Origin of the sequence: Sinorhizobium sp. FG01, assembly GCF_002531875.1 — a bacterium.
GTDB lineage: Bacteria > Pseudomonadota > Alphaproteobacteria > Rhizobiales > Rhizobiaceae > Sinorhizobium > Sinorhizobium fredii_C.
Map to the genome: position 1 here is coordinate 188,117 of NZ_NWTB01000008.1, position 16,589 is coordinate 204,705.

16 protein-coding genes are annotated in these 16,589 nt (G+C 63.6%); 5 read left to right on the forward strand and 11 right to left on the reverse strand.

From position 1 onward, the window contains the following. Positions 1–101: 101 nt before the first annotated feature. From CO656_RS15300 to CO656_RS15315, 4 genes are all read left to right on the forward strand, one after another. Positions 102–1,142: a spermidine/putrescine ABC transporter substrate-binding protein gene (locus CO656_RS15300; RefSeq protein ID WP_037413331.1), complete on the forward strand. Its 1,041-nt coding sequence runs from the start codon at positions 102–104 to the stop codon at positions 1,140–1,142. Then, positions 1,139–3,529: a bifunctional diguanylate cyclase/phosphodiesterase gene (locus CO656_RS15305; protein ID WP_097526313.1), complete on the forward strand. Its 2,391-nt coding sequence runs from the start codon at positions 1,139–1,141 to the stop codon at positions 3,527–3,529. Before CO656_RS15300 ends, CO656_RS15305 begins: the two co-directional genes overlap by 4 nt. Positions 3,530–3,618: 89 nt before the next feature. Next, positions 3,619–4,890: a phosphoribosylamine--glycine ligase gene (purD, locus tag CO656_RS15310; RefSeq protein WP_097526314.1), complete on the forward strand. Its 1,272-nt coding sequence runs from the start codon at positions 3,619–3,621 to the stop codon at positions 4,888–4,890. 101 nt (positions 4,891–4,991) lie between these two features. Continuing rightward, a complete protein-coding gene (locus tag CO656_RS15315) occupies positions 4,992–5,471 on the forward strand; it encodes a plant virulence effector HPE1-like domain-containing protein (protein WP_097526315.1) in 480 nt (159 codons plus the stop codon). A gap of 110 nt (positions 5,472–5,581) precedes the next feature. Here CO656_RS15315 and CO656_RS15320 read toward each other — a convergent pair whose 3' ends face one another. From CO656_RS15320 to CO656_RS15355, 7 genes are all read right to left on the reverse strand, one after another. After that, positions 5,582–6,088: a DUF523 domain-containing protein gene (locus CO656_RS15320; protein WP_097526316.1), complete on the reverse strand. Its 507-nt coding sequence runs from the start codon at positions 6,086–6,088 to the stop codon at positions 5,582–5,584. 24 nt (positions 6,089–6,112) lie between these two features. Beyond that, positions 6,113–6,625 (reverse strand): LysE family transporter, encoded by a 513-nt coding sequence (locus CO656_RS15325; RefSeq protein ID WP_234819779.1) that lies wholly within the window; start codon positions 6,623–6,625, stop codon positions 6,113–6,115. Between the two features lie 105 nt (positions 6,626–6,730). Beyond that, positions 6,731–7,108, reverse strand: a complete 378-nt coding sequence (locus tag CO656_RS15335) for a cupin domain-containing protein (protein ID WP_097526318.1) — start codon at positions 7,106–7,108, stop codon at positions 6,731–6,733. A gap of 76 nt (positions 7,109–7,184) precedes the next feature. After that, positions 7,185–8,108 (reverse strand): AraC family transcriptional regulator, encoded by a 924-nt coding sequence (locus CO656_RS15340; RefSeq protein WP_234819780.1) that lies wholly within the window; start codon positions 8,106–8,108, stop codon positions 7,185–7,187. A gap of 20 nt (positions 8,109–8,128) precedes the next feature. Next, entirely contained in the window at positions 8,129–10,294 is a 2,166-nt protein-coding gene (gene glyS / locus CO656_RS15345) for a glycine--tRNA ligase subunit beta (protein ID WP_097526319.1), read from the reverse strand. Positions 10,295–10,383: 89 nt separating this feature from the next. Next, a complete protein-coding gene (locus tag CO656_RS15350) occupies positions 10,384–12,321 on the reverse strand; it encodes a DUF2207 domain-containing protein (protein WP_097526320.1) in 1,938 nt (645 codons plus the stop codon). A gap of 24 nt (positions 12,322–12,345) precedes the next feature. Further along, positions 12,346–12,894 carry a LemA family protein gene (locus CO656_RS15355; protein WP_097526321.1) on the reverse strand — a complete coding sequence of 183 codons (549 nt, stop codon included), beginning with the start codon at positions 12,892–12,894 and terminating at the stop codon, positions 12,346–12,348. A 294-nt stretch (positions 12,895–13,188) separates the two neighbouring features. Between CO656_RS15355 and CO656_RS15360 the strand changes: the two genes are divergently transcribed. Next, the gene (locus CO656_RS15360; protein WP_037413318.1) at positions 13,189–13,470 is read left to right on the forward strand and encodes a hypothetical protein; all 282 of its coding nucleotides are present in this window, start codon (positions 13,189–13,191) and stop codon (positions 13,468–13,470) included. On the opposite strand, the gene CO656_RS15365 is transcribed toward CO656_RS15360, so the two are convergent. The 4 genes from CO656_RS15365 to CO656_RS15380 all read right to left on the reverse strand — a co-directional run bounded on the left by CO656_RS15365 (position 13,471) and on the right by CO656_RS15380 (position 16,568). Next, a complete protein-coding gene (locus tag CO656_RS15365; protein WP_037413317.1) occupies positions 13,471–14,433 on the reverse strand; it encodes a glycine--tRNA ligase subunit alpha in 963 nt (320 codons plus the stop codon). It lies immediately after the preceding gene. A 108-nt stretch (positions 14,434–14,541) separates the two neighbouring features. After that, the gene (locus CO656_RS15370; RefSeq protein WP_037413316.1) at positions 14,542–14,733 is read right to left on the reverse strand and encodes a hypothetical protein; all 192 of its coding nucleotides are present in this window, start codon (positions 14,731–14,733) and stop codon (positions 14,542–14,544) included. Between the two features lie 107 nt (positions 14,734–14,840). Continuing rightward, positions 14,841–15,707, reverse strand: a complete 867-nt coding sequence (locus CO656_RS15375; RefSeq protein WP_037413314.1) for a S49 family peptidase — start codon at positions 15,705–15,707, stop codon at positions 14,841–14,843. A 78-nt stretch (positions 15,708–15,785) separates the two neighbouring features. Next, the gene (locus CO656_RS15380) at positions 15,786–16,568 is read right to left on the reverse strand and encodes a tRNA1(Val) (adenine(37)-N6)-methyltransferase (protein ID WP_097526322.1); all 783 of its coding nucleotides are present in this window, start codon (positions 16,566–16,568) and stop codon (positions 15,786–15,788) included. Positions 16,569–16,589 lie beyond the last annotated feature (21 nt).

A 16,589-nucleotide genomic window follows, 5' to 3' on the forward strand; every position in this document is an offset into this window, starting at 1 on the left:
CGCACCGCGAAGAGATGCATGGCTCGCGCTGCCCGTAAGCATTCCTAAATTATTGCCGGTTACCGTCTGCCAGTGGGGGTTGAAGGGCGAGGGGCCAAGGAATGAGAAGGCGCGCGGCTACATCCGTCTTCCTGGCGACGTTGCTTTGCGCGGCCGCAAGCCGCGCCGAAACGCTGAACCTGCTGATCTGGGAAGCCTATATCGACCAGGGTCTGATCGACCGCTGGACGCAGGAGACCGGTGTCGAAATCCGCCAGATCAATTTCGACAGCGACGATGCCCGCGACGAGATCCTCGCGGATCCCAGCAACAATGTCGATCTTGTCGTCGTCGATGAGAACGGTGCGCATCTTTTCGGCAAAAAGGGCGTGCTCGAGTTGCTTGATGAAGCAAATTTGCCCGCCCTCAAGGACTATGCGCCCAAGTGGCGCGATCGCTGCTCCGGACGCGGACTGCCCTATTTCTCTGGAACGGTCGGCATTCTCTATCGCTCCGACGTCATCGCACAGGCGCCGACCTCCTGGCAGGATATGATGCGGCCTGCAGTGTCGCTCAAGAAGCACATCGCGATGTTCGACGACCATACCGAACTCTTCGTGCCGCCTCTGATGCTGCTCGGCGCATCCATCAATGCGAGCGAAACGGGAACCTTGAAGGCCGCCTTCGATCTTCTGAAGGCACAGGCGCCGGCCGTGCTGACCTACGATTATGTCATCACCGCCATTCAGGACCAGGCGACGGGCAAAGAGATCCATATGGCACTCGGCTACAGCGGCGACCAGCACGTCCTCAACGACAAGGTCGGCACGCCCGGGTTGTGGCGTTATTCGGTCCCGAAGGAAGGGACGCTTTCCTGGCTCGACTGTGTTTCGGTCATGGCCAGTTCGCCTCGCAAGCAGCGTGCCCTGGAGTTCCTCGACTTCATCGGTTCGCCGGAAGGCGCCGCCGCCAACGCCGTTGCCTTGACGATGCCGACCACGAGCAGCGCGGCGTTGAAGATTCTGCCGGAAGCGATGCGCTCCGATCCGGAGATCTATCCGCCGGCCGCGACCCTGGCGAAGAGCCAGTACCAGCAGGAACTTTCCATCCCGTCGGTCCAGGCACGCCGACGCATCATCAGCACTCTGGCGAATTTTCAGTGACCCTCAGCAAGCGCGCACTTTTCCTCATCTTCCCCGTCGTGCTGCTCGGCTACATCCTCGCAGCGCTATCGGTCTATGTTGCCCAGGAGCGCTCCATTCAGGCGCTGGAGAAGGCGAAGCTCTCCCAACGGCTCGAGCACGCAGCCGCGGTTTTCCAGAACGAGGTTCAGCGCAGCAAGAGTTTTCTCAACGCGCTCCTGAACGGAGACGTTCTGCACCAGTTCGTCGCCGAGACCGACGAGCGATATCGCGTCACGGCGCTCGGGGCTCGCCTGCAGGAAAGCATCAAGTCGCTGTCGGAGGACCCGATAGCCTACATCTCCTTCGCCGTCCTCAACACCCGAAACGAGGCCGATTACTATTACGAGAATAGTTGGGATCCCTTTGCCGATATCGACGAGCCGCAGCGCGATCTTGCCAGGAGGTTGATCGCCGGCAAGCGGCTCAGCGACTTGACCTATCTTGAGCCCACCGGCGACAGGCCACGGATCGTCTATTCCCTCTTTGTCGACCCGGTCACCTTTGGTCGTCCCTTGCCGAGCAACAAGGCCAATGCATTGCTGATGCAGATCGCCATCCTGCCGGACCGGTTCCTGGCAATGCAGGCTGCTCTGAAGAAGGAGTATGGGGCCGACGTCGTTCTCCAGCCATGGCCGCTCGCCGCCACGGACAAGCTTTCAGCCAGCACGCCGCTCGGGACGCAGCTCTATGCCACGATCGTCGTTCCGGACGCCTATTTCGAGGCTCAAGTGTGGCGCCGAAAGGTGCTGCTTGCTTGCGGTGCTCTCGCCATGAGCCTAGTTTCGATCTTCCTGATCGTGCTGTTGATCAGACGTTTCATCACAGGACCGATCGCAAGCCTCGATGCGGACGTCACGGCGGTCATGGCCGGCGAGCGTGACGACATCAGGGACATGGACGAGGCGGGCGAGATCGGCCGGCTGACACACAATATCCGCGAGCTTCACAGCCAGTCCGCCCATTCCCTGCGTCTCGTGCAGCAAAGCTCATGGGCCGACACGCTCACCGGCATCAACAACCGCGGTCGCTTCAACACGCTTGCGGCCGGCGTCGTCGACCAAGTGATCGCTTCCGGCGAGAAGTGCAGCCTGCTGTTCATCGACATCGACAATTTCAAGTTCGTCAACGACAAGCACGGCCACGACGTCGGCGACGACCTGCTCAAGACGCTTGCTGGACGAATTGGGCAAACGGTGGAGACGATCACCCGGCGGAGACAGCTGGAGCCTGCGGTCCTCGCCCGCCTTTCCGGTGACGAATTTGCGGTTCTGGTGCGGTCGAACCCCGGCAAAGGCACCGTCCGGGAGATCTCGGACGCGATCCTGGCCCTCTTTGACGGAGGCTTCGAAGTTTCCGGAAAGCGCTATCCGGTGACGGCAAGCATCGGCGTGGCGATCTGCCCGGACGATGCGACCAACATCGCCGAATTGATCTCCAATGCAGATGCGGCCATGTACCAGGCGAAGTCCGGCGGCAGGAATCGCTCCTCCCGTTTCTCGCGTGCGCTCCACGACAAGCGTACACGGCTCCGCCAGATTCAGGAGGAACTGCGGGGGCTCAATCCCGACGAGCAATTCCATCTGGTCTACATGCCGATCGTCAACGTACGCGGCCAGGTCACCGGCTGTGAGGCGCTGCTGCGCTGGAACTCGCCCGTCCTCGGTGCCGTGACGCCCGACGAATTCGTCCCGATTGCCGAAAGCTCCGGTCTTTTCACCAAGATCGATTGGTGGGTGATCGACAGGGCGATGTCCGACTGCCGACAGTTGAAGGCCCTTTTCGGGCAAGACACGGTCGTGGCGATCAACATTTCTTCGGCGGAGCTGCATTCGCATGCGCTCGGCGACTATCTGTCGGATTGCGCAGCCCGCCATCAACTGGAAACGCGATCGATCGACATCGAACTCACCGAGACATTCGCAGTCAAGATCAGCGATCAGCTCCGGCAGAACATCGACGAGCTGCGCCACAAAGGCTTCCGCCTGTCGATCGACGACTTCGGTGCCGGCTACACCTCGATCCAACAGATCATCGACTACGCCGCGGATACGATCAAACTGGACCGGGCGCTGGTGACCAACCTTACGGCCTCGCACTCCCTTTTCGTGCTCAAGGCGGTGATCGCACTCTGCCATGCCAAGGACATGGCAGTGATCGGCGAAGGCGTCGATACGCCGGAAAAACTCGCCATGCTCACCGCAGCCGGCTGCGACCGCTTCCAGGGCTACCTGATCAGCAAGCCGCTCTCGCTCGACGATCTGGCCATCTGGGCGCTGACCCGGACGGCGCAGCACGTCAAGGACCGGCCCGCCGACGAGCGGTCCGGCAGCGCGCGCCGGAGCCCGAGCCGCGAAGCGCTCCGGTGAATCTTGAGCGCAGCGCCGGTTTTCCCTTGACCTTGCCCCGCCCGGCGTCCTAACCGCAGCGCATCAAGGCGCTGACGGCAGGGATGGCAATGAAGGTTCTTCTGATCGGATCGGGCGGACGCGAGCACGCGCTTGCATGGAAAATCGCGCAGTCGCCGCAGCTTACCGCGCTTTACGCGGCACCCGGCAATCCCGGCATTGCCGAAGAGGCGACGATCGTCGCCCTCGACACCGACGACCACGCAGCCGTGGTCGACTTCTGCCGCGAGAAAGCGATCGACTTTGTGGTGGTCGGCCCGGAGGCCCCCCTCGTCGCCGGCCTCGCGGACGTGCTCCGTGCCGCCGACATCGCCGTCTTCGGCCCCTCTGCCGCTGCCGCCCAGCTCGAAGGTTCCAAAGGCTTCACCAAGGATCTTTGTGCCAAGTATGGGATCCCGACCGGCGCCTATAGGCGCTTTACCGAAGCCGAACCCGCGAAGGCCTATGTCCGCGAACAGGGCGCTCCGATCGTCATCAAGGCTGACGGGCTCGCCGCCGGCAAGGGTGTCACGGTGGCGATGACCCTCGACGAGGCGCTCGCCGCCATCGACGAGTGTTTCGCCGGCGCCTTCGGCTCCGCCGGGGCGGAGGTCGTCGTCGAAGCCTATCTCGATGGCGAGGAGGCAAGCTTCTTTTGCCTCTCGGACGGCGAGACAGTGCTGCCGCTTGCCTCGGCACAGGATCACAAGCGCGTCGGCGACGGCGATACGGGACCGAACACGGGCGGGATGGGCGCCTATTCGCCCGCTCCGGTGATGACGGCCGAGATGGTCGAGCGGACGATGAAGGAGATCATCGAGCCGACCGTGCGCGGCATGGCCGAAAGCGGGCATCCATTCACGGGCGTGTTCTTCGCCGGCCTGATGATCACGGCGAAGGGGCCGGAACTCATCGAATACAATGTCCGCTTCGGCGACCCGGAATGCCAGGTGCTGATGATGCGCATGAAGAGCGACCTCCTGCCACTGCTCTACGCGGCAGCGACGGGAACGCTCGCGGGCAAAGAGACCGAATGGCACGACGAGGCGGCCTTGACGGTCGTGATGGCCTCGCGCGGCTATCCGGGGGCCTATGAAAAGAACACGCCGATCGCGGCCCTGCCCGAGGCATCCGCCACGACAAGGGTGTTTCATGCGGGGACTGCGCTCAAGGACGGCCGCCTCGTCGCGACCGGGGGCCGCGTGCTGAACGTCACGGCGCTAGGACGGACAGTCAGCGATGCAAAAAACGCCGCCTATACAGGCGTGAACAGCGTTTCCTGGGAGAACGGCTTCTACCGCCGCGACATCGGCTGGCGGGCGCTCGCACGCGAGAAGGCGTGATTGCCCGGGATCGCGGCGTGATTCAATTTTTACCAATTCTCCTGACGGGAAGGTAAGGGAGAACTCGTATTCTTCTCCTCGATACTTTCGAGGAGAAACCGATGCGTTCACTGCTGATCACCGCCGCCCTGACATTTGCCGCCGGCACGGCGGCAGCGTCGTCGGTCGAGGACGTAGCCTCCGGAGCGGCCGTCAATTCCAGCGTCGCGACGATTTCCTGCGCGCAGTGCCCGCCGCTGCAACCCAAGAAGAAGGCCTCCTATGTCGTACCGGAGCTGGCACCCGGTACCGCCAAGCTCGAGCTCAAGGAGATCGATGGCGAAATGAAGGCGCTCCGCACCGAAGCCTGGCTCGGAGGATCGCCGGTCGTCTTCGTCAACAAGGCCTCGGAGGACGTCATCAGGGCCGCGTCCATGAAGACGGCCCCCGCGCCCACAGTCGCCGCAGTCGCCGACATCGACCGGACGGCAAAGACCGCCGCGGTCGGGGTCGTGTCGCACGCCGAACCGGTCAGCGCCTCGATGGCGGCCAGCGGTTCACAAGAATTTGATCCGTCGGCCTTCGAACTTAGATTAGATTGACACCATATACATAGAGTTCCCTGCCCCATCGGCCGGAATATTCAGGCTGACGGGCGTTTCGCTGCAATGGCGAAAGGTTGCGCCCCTGAGAGAAGCAGGGGCGTAATCTTTTATGGGGCGGCCAATTCCTCACCGGCAAGTCTCTCGACAAGCATCTCGACTTCGCGGTCGGAAAAGACCTCGATGCCGTTCTGGCGAAGCAGTGCGGCGGTGACCCCCTCGCCTTTGACGCGCGCGCCGCTGAAGCTGCCGTCATAGACGAAGCTGGAGCCGCAGGACGGGCTGCCGTCGATCAGCAGTGCGAAGCGACAGTTGGTGGCAAGCGCCAGGGCGAGCGCGTTTTCCGCACCATGGCGAAACGCCTCGGTGACATCGCCGCCGGTCTTTTCGACAACCCGCCCGGCGCCGGAAAGGATGGCCGCACCGCTCCTGCCTGCCTCGATCTCCGCCGGCGTGCGCGGAACCGGCATGCCTGCCGACATCTCGGGACAGAGCGTCACGAGCCGCCCCTCCGCGCGCCACTGCTCGATCGCCGGATGACGGAGCGGTTTCGCTGCGCCGTCATAGCGCACAGCATGGCCCATGAGACAGGCGCTGACGAGGATCTTGGCGGTCATGGCGCGTTCATAGACCTCCGGGTGCTAACGCTCAAGGGGCGAGCTGAGCAGCAGCGGAGCAAGCGATAGAAGCAGCAGAAGTGCAAAAACGATGTTGGCTATCCGCGCCTTCCGCGGATCCCGCAAAGCCGCTGCAATGGCCGCGCCGAAGGCAAGCCAGGTCGTGTTCACCGTTACCGCGACGATCGCCAGGACCAGGACTTTTGCAGCGGTCGTGTATGCCCCCTGCTCTGCTTCGACAAGGCTTCCCACATAGAGCGAGCCGATCGCCCCGTAGGCCTTGGGGTTGGCGATAGCCAGTGCAAAGCCGCCGAGTAACGAGGGACGGTGCGATCCTTGCTCACCGGAGCCGACCGGCGGCGCGGTCGCAATGCGCCAGGCAAGGTAAAGCATGTAGAGCCCGCCAAGAACCATTGTTGCCGTCTTCATTCGCGGCAGCCCGAGGACGATCACAGTCGTTCCCGTCGCGATCAGCAGGACCACAGCGATCGTGCCGGTATTGATGCCGGGCGGCATAGCGGAAGCTGCGGACGACACCGTGAGCCGCCGCCATGCCGGCGATGCTGAGCGTCGCCGGGCCGGGGCTGCCCATCAGCGGCAAGGCCGCAAGTGCAAGAAGCGCGAGGTCACGGACCATCGCATTCAGATCCACATATCATTCGCAGCGGTGCGTTCGGCGCCCGACTGCCCGGTGTTTACCGTGCCCCTCGGCTCGATGAGCAGCATCTTCACCTCACTTGCCGCATAGGGTTTGTGCTCGACGCCCTTGGGGACGATGTACATTTCGCCCGCCCCGAGCGTGACCGAACCGTCGCGAAAGTCGATCCGGAGCGTGCCGTCAAGAACGATGAAGGCCTCGTCGGTTTCAGGATGATCGTGCCAGATGAAATCGCCCTCGATACGGACGATCTTAAACTGGTAGTCGTTGAGTTCGGCGATCACGCGCGGCTGCCACTGATCGGCGAACTTCGTGAGCTTCTCGGAAAAATTGATCGGCGCGTAGGTGCTGGATAGGGTCATGGCTGCGTTCCTCAGGCTGTTTCGGCCGGGACTACAGCAGTTCAGGCAACCGGGGTCTTGAACGATCGTGCAGGAATCAGGTGCGCGGCGGGATTTCTAAAGGCGCCGGCCCCGCCATGCGCAGCCAACGGCCCGGCGAGACGCCGAAGGCCTTCTTGAAATGGCGGCTCATATGCGCCTGATCGGCAAATCCGGCAGCAAGGGCGGCCTCAGCCGCCCCGACACCGCGCCGGAGGTCGGCCTTCACCGCATCGAGGCGCCGCTGCACCAGATAACGATAAGGGCTCGTCCCGAACAGCCGGCGGAAGTCACGGCTGAGTCCCCAGCGATCCCGGCCGCTGATCGCCTCCAGACGCTCAAGCGTTACGTTTCCCTCGGGCAGATCATGGAGGTAGACGCGCGCGCGTTCGGCGGCGCCATAGTCGAGCGCCACGCCAGGCTTTGCATGGCCGCCCGCAGCCGCCTCGAGCGCATGGCCAAGCTCGAAGAGGCCGTCTTCGAACTCCAGGGCATCGATGCGGGTGTCCGTCGCCGGCAAGAGAGCGTGAACCGCGGCGAACAGGCGCGGATCGGACGAGATGCCGCCTTTTATGAACGGCAACGGCCGGCCGCCGAGCACCGCCTGGATGGCGGCCGGCTCGATATAGATCATCCGGTAGCGGAATCCTTCCTCGGCACCGGCCTGGCCGTCATGCAATTCGTCGGGATGCAGCACCATCGTTGCGCCGGGAAGGCTGGTGCGCTCCGCGCCGCGATAACGAAAACTCTGAACGCCTGTAAGCGTCTGGCCGACGCCATAGGTATCGTGGCGGTGCGGCTCGTAGGCCCGTCCGGCAAAGAAGGCTTCGATGCGCTCGAAGGGAACCGCATCCTCGGCGAGGGCGATCCAGTCGCCACGTCGGCTCAGGTCCGGAGGCTCGATGGCACCTGCACCTGCGCTCGGATGGTGGTTCGTCATCCTGCACAGATAGGGAAGCGCCTGTCGGTTGTCGACAGGCACCTCAGCCCAACCGAAAGCACCTATCCGGAAATCTTCGAAAAGTCCGCAACCTCGCCGGTCGCCGAGCGGATCAGCCCCAGGAGCGCCAGCCGGTTGGCACGGATCGCCTTGTCCTCGTCATTGACGAGCACGTCGTTGAAAAACACATCGACCGGCTCGCGCAATTTGGAGAGCGCCGCCATGGCGGAGCGGAAATCCTCCTTGACGATCGCTTCGCGCGCATCGCCGGAGGCAAGCTTGATCGAAGCGTGCAGGGTCCGCTCCGCATCGAGGCTGAAAAGTTTCTCGTCCACCGCGTCTGCGACTTCGGTGCCCTTCTTCTCTTCGGCCGCGAGGATCTGCGTGGCGCGCTTGGTGCCGGCAAGCAGGTTCCTGCCCTCCTCGGCCGTGATGAAGGCAGTGAGTGCTTCGACACGGCGCGCGATCATCAACAGGTCGTCCGCATCCGACGTCAACACCGCGTCGATCAGGTCGTAGCGCGCCCCGAGATCGCGCAGATAGACCTTCAGGCGATCATGGAAGAAGGCGAGAAGGTCTGCGGCAATATCGCCGGCCAGATCGGGGCGCTGCGCCCTCTGGGCTTTCAGCGCGATGTCGAAGAACGGCAGCAGCGGCAGACGCGCCTTGCCTTCGAGAACGAGCCGGATGACGCCGAGTGCGGCACGCCGCAGCGCATAGGGATCCTTCGAGCCGGTCGGCTTCTCGTCGATCGCCCAGAAGCCGACGAGCGTATCGAGCTTGTCGGCAAGCGCAACCGCCACCGACACGGGATCGGTCGGCACCCGGTCGGAGGGACCTTGCGGCTTGTAATGGTCCTCGATCGCATTGGAGACCGCCGCGTCCTCGCCCTGCAGAACCGCGTATTTGTGGCCCATGATGCCCTGCAGCTCGGGAAACTCGCCGACGGCCTCGGTGCGCAGATCCGCCTTGGCAAGCACGGCGGCGCGCGCCACCAGAGCCTGGTCGGCGCCGGTGACCTCGGCAAGCGCCAAGGCGATCGAACGGATGCGGAGGACGCGCTCGCCCTGCGTTCCGAGCTTGGCATGGAAGGTGACGTTCAGCGCGTCGAGCTTGGCCATGCGCTGGTCGAGCGGCTTCTGAAGATCGAGCCCGAATTTGTCGGCGGACGGCTTCAGCGTCTCGAGATCCGGCAAATCGCCCTGGTCGCGTTTCCAGAAGTGCGCCGCGTCGGAGAGGCGCGCTCGCACAACCTTGCCGTTGCCGTGGACGATTTCCCTGCCGCCGTCCTTCGCCTCGATATTCGAAACGAGGATGAACCGGTTCGACAGCGTTTCCGCGCCCGGCTGCCGGGTCACGAAACATTTCTGATTGGTCTTGATCGTCAGCCGGATGATCTCGGAGGGAATCTCGAGATAGCTCTCCTCGAAGCTTCCCATCAGCACCCTCGGCCATTCGACGAGACCTGCCACTTCCTCAAGCAGGCCCTCGTCCTCGACCAATTCGAGCCCGTTGGCAAAGGCGACGTTACGCGCGTCAGCACCGATAATCTCCTTGCGGCGCTCGGCGTCGAGTACGACCTTCGCCTTTTCGAGCTTGTCGGCATAGTCGGCGAAGCGGCGCACGGTGATCGCCTCGGGTGCGTGAAAGCGGTGGCCGTAGGTGACGTTCGAGGCGACGATACCGTCGACCTCGAAGGGAATGACCCTTGTCTCCTCGGTTTCAGCCCCGAAGGTGCAGATGACCGATTGCAGGGGCCGCACCCAGCGCAAGCTGCCCGGCCTCGCGGAGGCGGCACCGGAGCGCATGGACTTCGGCCAGGGGAAGTCGCGAATGATCGTGGGCATCACCTCGGCGATGATGTCTTCCGCGTCGCGGCCCGGCTTGACGATATGGGCGACGTAGAATTCGCCTTTCTTCGGATCGCTGTGGACATGGGCCTCGCTGATGGAGGAGAGGCCGGCGGCACGCAGAAAGCCTTCGATCGCCTTCGCGTTGGCGTCGGTGCGCGGCCCCTTGCGCTCCTCGCGGACATCGGCGGAGCGCGCATTGAGGCCGCGGATGTCGAGCGTCAGCCGCCGCGGCGTCCAATATTCGCGTGCCCCCTCATAGGTGAGGCCCGCCTCGACCAGTGCGTCAGTCACGAGCTTCTTCAGGTCGCCGGCCGCCTTGCGCTGCATGCGGGCAGGGATTTCTTCGGAGCGCAGTTCAATAAGAAGATCGGGCATCAATCGAGACTTTGTTCTATTCCGGTGGGTGGCTCGACTTAGCAAGCCGGGGCGAAAATGTCATCAAGTGCGGCGAGGAAATTGGCCTCCTACCAGCCGCCGCCACCGCCACCACCACCGCCGCCGCCGGAAAAGCCGCCGCCGGAAGAGAAGCCGGATGACGAACTCTTGGGCGGAGGCGGCAGCGATGACGTCATGGTATCAGCCATCGAGCCGGCGAAGCCGCCGATCGTGTCGGAGAAAGATCCGGGGCCGAAAGAATCGCCCTGATACCAGCTCGGCTGGTAGGCGGCGGCTGCCGCCCCTCCGGCTGCCGCCAGCAGCCAACGATCGAACGTCTCGGTCCATGGCTTCTCGACGCCGAGCGCCACAGCATAGGGCAAGAGCGTCTCGAAATGCCGCGGCGACATTTCCGGCGCGCCCTGCATGTTCAGCCGATCCTGCTCGGCAAGCGTCATATATTGCCGGAGCCCATCAATACCGTCCATCATCCGGCTGCCGAGCGGCGTCGGCGCTCCCATCAGGTAATAGAAGAGGCCGTTGACGAGCACGATGCCGCCGACCGCGAAAAACAGCGGCAGGTCGTCCGGTTCGGTTGCCGAAATGAAGAGGACCGCCAGAATGCTCGAAAAGACGGCGAACAGGACGAAACCGATGAAGGCCAGCGCGACGATCGACAGGATGCGCCGCATGAGGCTCGCTCCGCGCCTCAGGGACTTGCCGACCGAAACGGCAAAACCGGAGACGAACACGGCGAAAAACACCGGGACGATGAGAAAGGGAATGGTCTCTTCGCTGAGGTGGCCGAAGATGAAAAGCCCCGCCAGCGCAACGATCGAAAGCACCGCGCCACCGATGATGTAGCCGATATTGGCCCGGTAGTATTTGCCGCGGTGCTCGCGCTCCATGGCGCTGCGGAAGCTGGAACCGGCGGCTGCCACCGCCTTGCCGTTCGCCCGATCGATCTTGAGCGTGCCGCCGGCCGCCTTGACCGCCTTCATCAGCGCCGCCTCGCCCGCCGGGAGCTTTTCACCGCCGCTCTTGCCCGTCGCCGAGACGACGATGGCACTCTTCAGATCGTCGAGGACGACATATCCCTTCACCGCCAGGTCGAGCACCGCAGCCGAGAGCGCCGTCCAGCCCTCGCCGGAAAATCCCTTGTTGTCGATGTAATTGACGAGGGCCGGCGAAATGCCGTCCGGCGGATCCCAGCGCGGAACCATCACGCCGCGGGCGGGATCGCGCCCGACGCGCAGCCAGGCCCGCCCGTAATAGAGGCTCACGACGACAAGGCCGGCGCCGGCGATGACAAGCGCCAGGTGGTCGCGCAGCCACCAGATGTTCTGCTGGGAGGCACTCGGCTGGTCGATGCTGCCCTTCGGCAGCTTGATCGCGATGGTCAGGCCCTCCTGCGGTCGAAGCCTGCGCGTGGTGGCAAAGAAGACCTCGCCTCCCTCCTCGACCGCGCGCGCGTCCTTGCCGGTGGCGCCGTAGCCGCCGGTAAAGACGTCGAGCGCCTGGGCCACGACGCCATCCGGCAGAGTCACGGTGGCGGTCGCCTCCTCGATCGGGAAGGCCCATCCGGTACCGGTGACGTTCCAGTAGAGCTCGTCGTGATCGTTGAAGAAGCGTATCTGGCGGCCGGTCTCATAGGTGATCTGAAATATATGCTCGCCGCGCGGCAGGAAGACCTCGGCATTGCCGGTATAGATGCGGATGCCGTCGCTGATCGATTCGGTCCGGTACTCCTCCTGCTCGCCATCACGTTCGACGGATACGAGCTTGAAATCCGCCCGGACGCGGCGGCCGTTCGGGTCGATAAAGGTTAGCGGAAAGTCACGATAGATGCCGCGGCGGATCTGTTTGCCCTCGACATTCGCGGTTATCGTTTCGGTCACCGTGAGGGTGCCGTCCTTGGCGACGTCGATGACCGAATGATAGGACGAGATGATCTCTTCCGCCGCAGCCGGGCACGATGCGGCGAGCACGATAAGCACGAAAGAAAGCGCCGCCAGAAGCCGCTTCATCGGGATTTCCTCTTCCGGACCGTCTCAAAACTTGACCGACGGCACGGCGCGATCCGCTTCGTTGGTGATCTCGAAATAGCTGGCCTTGGCAAAGCGGAAAGCGCTGGCGATCAGGTTGGACGGGAAGCTTTCGACCTTGACGTTGAGGTCCCGGGCGGCACCATTGTAATAGCGGCGCGACATCTGGATCTCGCCTTCGATCGTTTCCAGCGAGCCCTGTAGCTCGGCGAAGTTCTCATTCGCCTTCAGATCCGGATAGGCTTCTGCGAGCGCAAAGACACGGCCGAGCGCCTGCGAGAGCGCCCCCTCGGCTGCCGCTCGCGCGGCGACATCGCCCTCGGGGACAGCCTGGGCCCGGTTGCGCAGGGCGACGACTTCCTCGAGCGTCGTCTTCTCGTGTGCCGCATAGCCCTTCACCGTCTCGATCAGGTTGGGGATGAGGTCGGCGCGGCGCTTCAACTGCACGTCGATGCCGGACCAGGCCTCTTCCGCCATCTGCCGCGCCTTGACGAGGCCGTTGTAGACGAACACCAGGTACAGGATCACGGCGACCCCGATTGCCAGCCCGATCATGAAATGCCCTCCTTCGAAACCCGCGGGAGGTTAACACCGACTCCGCCTGCGAGATACTGGACGCGCAGGCAAAATGCGCAGATTTCCCCGCTCCAATTCCAAGGCATGTCCGCGGCCGAACCGGCTCATCCGCACGATTGCCGACCACCAGCCGGGGCCTGTCAAAAGCGCCGCCTTGCCCCTTCTCGATGTAGCGACGTCGCCAGGCACCGAGTTGTTCCGCGGGTAACGGCACGATGGCCGCCGATGGCCGATACTCAGATCATCAAACAACCACAGCACGCAGACAGGACCATGGGCTCGCTCGCCACTTTCATCAACGTTGTCGCCTTTACGGCGCTCTTCGCTGCCCATGCGAGCGCAGCCCCGGTCGAGAGGCCGACCGGCGTTCGCCGCGCATTACAGATCTATGCCGGCGAGTTGACGAACAGCGCCTCGATGAGGCTGGAGCCGATGTGGCGGCTCGATGGCAGCGAGTTCTTTTGCCTGCAGAACATGGTGTCGGCTTCCGGCGCGCGGACCTCCGAGAAGAGGCACGCCACCATGCCATGCGGCCGAAAGATCAGGCTCGCCTGATCAGGCCGCGTCTCTCGCTGCGTTCGCACCCCCAGCGTCGGTCAGCAGAAAGGCCTCTCCACAGGCTTTGGCAAGCGTGCGCACCCGCAGGATATAGCTCTGCCGTTCGGTCACGGAGATGACGCCGCGGGCATCCAAGAGATTGAAGACGTGGCTCGCCTTGATGCACTGGTCATAGGCGGGGAGAACGCATTTGTGCAGGCGGTTGTTGCTGGCGTCGCCGGGCGCGCCGGCGGCGAGCAGCGCCATGCACTCCTTCTCGGCGTCGATGAAGTGCTGATGCAGCATCGCCGTGTTGGCATATTCGAAATTGTGCCGCGAATATTCCTGCTCGGCCTGCAGGAACACGTCGCCATAAGTGATCTTCTCGGCACCCTCGCGGCCGTTGAAATTCAGGTCGTAGACATTGTCGACGCCCTGGACATACATCGCCAGGCGCTCAAGGCCATAGGTCAACTCGCCGGAAACCGGCGAGCACTCGATGCCGCAGACCTGCTGGAAATAGGTGAACTGCGAGACTTCCATGCCGTCGCACCAGCACTCCCAGCCAAGCCCCCAGGCGCCGAGCGTCGGGCTTTCCCAATCGTCCTCGACGAAGCGGATGTCGTGCAGCAGCGGATCGAGGCCGATCGCTTCCAGCGAGCCGAGGTAGAGTTCCTGAAGGTTGGACGGATTCGGCTTCAGAAGAACCTGATACTGGTAGTAGTGTTGGAGCCGGTTGGGGTTCTCGCCGTAGCGGCCATCGGTCGGGCGGCGCGACGGTTGGACATAGGCCGCCCGCCACGGCTTCGGCCCGAGCGCGCGTAGCGTCGTCGCCGGATGGAACGTACCGGCCCCAACCTCCATGTCATAGGGCTGAAGCACGGCGCAGCCCTTGTCGGCCCAGTAGTTGTGCAGCGTAAGGATCAGGGCCTGAAAGGAGCGCTTCGGGTTCATATGGTCCGGCAGGGAGGCAGTGGTCATGGATCACGTCCGAATTCATCGAAATCTTGCCGGGACAGGTGCCATGCCGCAGGTCAAGGGTCAAGCGCCTTGGCCGGACGGCAGATCGGTCGACGAATTCGGCAGACCTCACTCGTCCTCGCGCTTCAGGCGGTATTCCCCGGTTTCCGGATCCTTGATGAGCGTCCCGTTGGCCCCGGTCTGGCGCTCCCGGCGCAAGCGTTCCTGTTGACGCGTCACTCTTTTGGCATCAGCTATGAACTTGCGGTAGCCGATCCAGGCGATCAGGGCAATGATCAAGAGCAGAATGATCTGCGGCATGGGTTCTCCTCTGCTCCTCCTTGGATCAGACGGAATGTCGGACAGGAGATGCAGCAGCTTTTGTTACAGCGGCCTTGCACGTCTGACCAGATGCCGGAGCCATTCTCTCATAGGCCGAAGCGTGCCCAAAGCGCCCTTTCCTCAATTGCCTCGATAAGGCCGGCAGCGGCCGAGGCCGCCAAGGGGGCGGCGATCGATCCATCCACCGCCGCGCCGGGCTGGCGGCGTCCGAATAGGCTGCGGCTCGGCTGAATGAGCTCCAGGCGGGCTTTCTCACCATAGCGCCGCCTCACTTCGCCGCGCATGTCGCCGAGACCATCGACGAGGCCCAGTTCCTGGCCGCGGCGCCCGGTCCAGAACAGACCCGAAAATATATCGGGATGGTCGGCAAGCAGCGAGCCGCGGCGGGCCTTGACCAATTGGATGAAGGTATCGTGGATGTCCAACTGGAGGCTCTTGAGGAACTCGACGTCGCGCTCCTTTTCCGGCTGGAACGGGTCGAGCACTACCTTGTTCTCGCCGGCGGTATAGACGCGCCGCTCGACGCCGACCTTCTTCAGGAGCTCCGGAAAGCCGAAGCCGCCGGACACGACGCCGATCGAACCGACGATCGAACTCGGATCGGCGATGATCTCGTCGCCGGCGAGCGCGATCATGTAGCCGCCCGAGGCAGCGACGTCCTCGACGAAGATCAGCACGCGCTTCTTCTTCTCCTCCGCAAGATCGCGGATGCGCTGATAGATCAGCCGCGACTGGACGGGCGAGCCGCCGGGCGAATTGACGGAAATGGCAACGGCGGGCGCCTCCTTGACGGAGAAAGCCTTTTCCAGAAGGGGCGCCACGGTCCCGAGATTGAGGACCGGACGGAACTGCCCGCCCCCGGACATGATGGTACCGTGAAGCCGGATCGTCGGAATCGCAACCCCGTCCTTGCGAAAACGCCTTGGCATCAGTTTTCTGAAGAATCCGGCCATTTCAACTCCTGCCCGATACGAACCCGAACCTGCATGTATGCATTGGCGCCGCAAACGCAATGGCACGCTTGCCGTTAATCATCGGCGGTGATAGGCGGCGCGGCCATTGTTGAGATCATCGACCTCCGGCGCGAAACGGTGCGTCCCTTCGGCATGCATGATCAGCGGCGCCCGAAGCACCAAACGCTTGCGACTCTGCTTGATGGCCGTCACCAGGATCCTTACCGCATTCTCGCCGGCACGCGGCAGGAGCGGCGTGATTTCGATGCCGCCAAAACGGCGGCCGCAGGCGGCAAGGATCTCGGCGATCGATTCCGGACGGGCGATCAGCGAAAGCTGTCCGCCGGGTTTCATGATCGCCCCGGCCGTCTTGATCCAGGTCTCGAAGAGATCGTCGCTCATCGCATGCGCCTCCGCCTTGAGGCGATCGGGCGTCCTGCGGTCGGCCGCATCGTTGAACGGCGGGTTCATGATCACGTGATCGAAGGCATCGTCCGGAAGGCCGGCGGCGGCACGCGCCTTGCCGTTCAGCGAAACATCCGCCTCGAGGACCGCGACCCGCGCCGCGAAGCGCGCGTTCTCCGGCAGCGCAAGGCTGCGGCGGGCAAAGTCCGCCATGATCGGCGAGCGCTCGAAGAGCAGGACCTCTGCCTCTTCGAGCCGCGAGGCGACCGCCATGCCGGCCGCACCCGCGCCCGCACCAAGATCTGCGACGCGGCAAGGCCGCCCGCACGAGACGAGTGCCGCAAGCAGCATCGCGTCCATGCCGGAGCGATGGCCCTGGCCGAGCGGCTGGATCAGATGAAATTTCCCGCGGTGAAAGGCGTCCACGGTTTCCGCCGTCGTCGTCCTCGTCGTCATTGCAGCAACGACGCCTCGAAC

Coding starts and splice junctions, on each gene's coding strand:
- glyS (WP_097526319.1), bottom strand. CDS start 10,294: ATGCCCGATCTTCTTATTGAACTGCGCTCCGAAGAAATCCCTGCCCGC.
- CO656_RS15300 (WP_037413331.1), top strand. CDS start 102: ATGAGAAGGCGCGCGGCTACATCCGTCTTCCTGGCGACGTTGCTTTGC.
- CO656_RS15320 (WP_097526316.1), bottom strand. CDS start 6,088: ATGACCGCCAAGATCCTCGTCAGCGCCTGTCTCATGGGCCATGCTGTG.
- CO656_RS15375 (WP_037413314.1), bottom strand. CDS start 15,707: ATGGCCGGATTCTTCAGAAAACTGATGCCAAGGCGTTTTCGCAAGGAC.
- CO656_RS15370 (WP_037413316.1), bottom strand. CDS start 14,733: ATGCCGCAGATCATTCTGCTCTTGATCATTGCCCTGATCGCCTGGATC.
- CO656_RS15350 (WP_097526320.1), bottom strand. CDS start 12,321: ATGAAGCGGCTTCTGGCGGCGCTTTCTTTCGTGCTTATCGTGCTCGCC.
- CO656_RS15335 (WP_097526318.1), bottom strand. CDS start 7,108: ATGACCCTATCCAGCACCTACGCGCCGATCAATTTTTCCGAGAAGCTC.
- CO656_RS15380 (WP_097526322.1), bottom strand. CDS start 16,568: ATGACGACGAGGACGACGACGGCGGAAACCGTGGACGCCTTTCACCGC.
- CO656_RS15315 (WP_097526315.1), top strand. CDS start 4,992: ATGCGTTCACTGCTGATCACCGCCGCCCTGACATTTGCCGCCGGCACG.
- purD (WP_097526314.1), top strand. CDS start 3,619: ATGAAGGTTCTTCTGATCGGATCGGGCGGACGCGAGCACGCGCTTGCA.
- CO656_RS15365 (WP_037413317.1), bottom strand. CDS start 14,433: ATGACCACTGCCTCCCTGCCGGACCATATGAACCCGAAGCGCTCCTTT.
- CO656_RS15360 (WP_037413318.1), top strand. CDS start 13,189: ATGGGCTCGCTCGCCACTTTCATCAACGTTGTCGCCTTTACGGCGCTC.
- CO656_RS15355 (WP_097526321.1), bottom strand. CDS start 12,894: ATGATCGGGCTGGCAATCGGGGTCGCCGTGATCCTGTACCTGGTGTTC.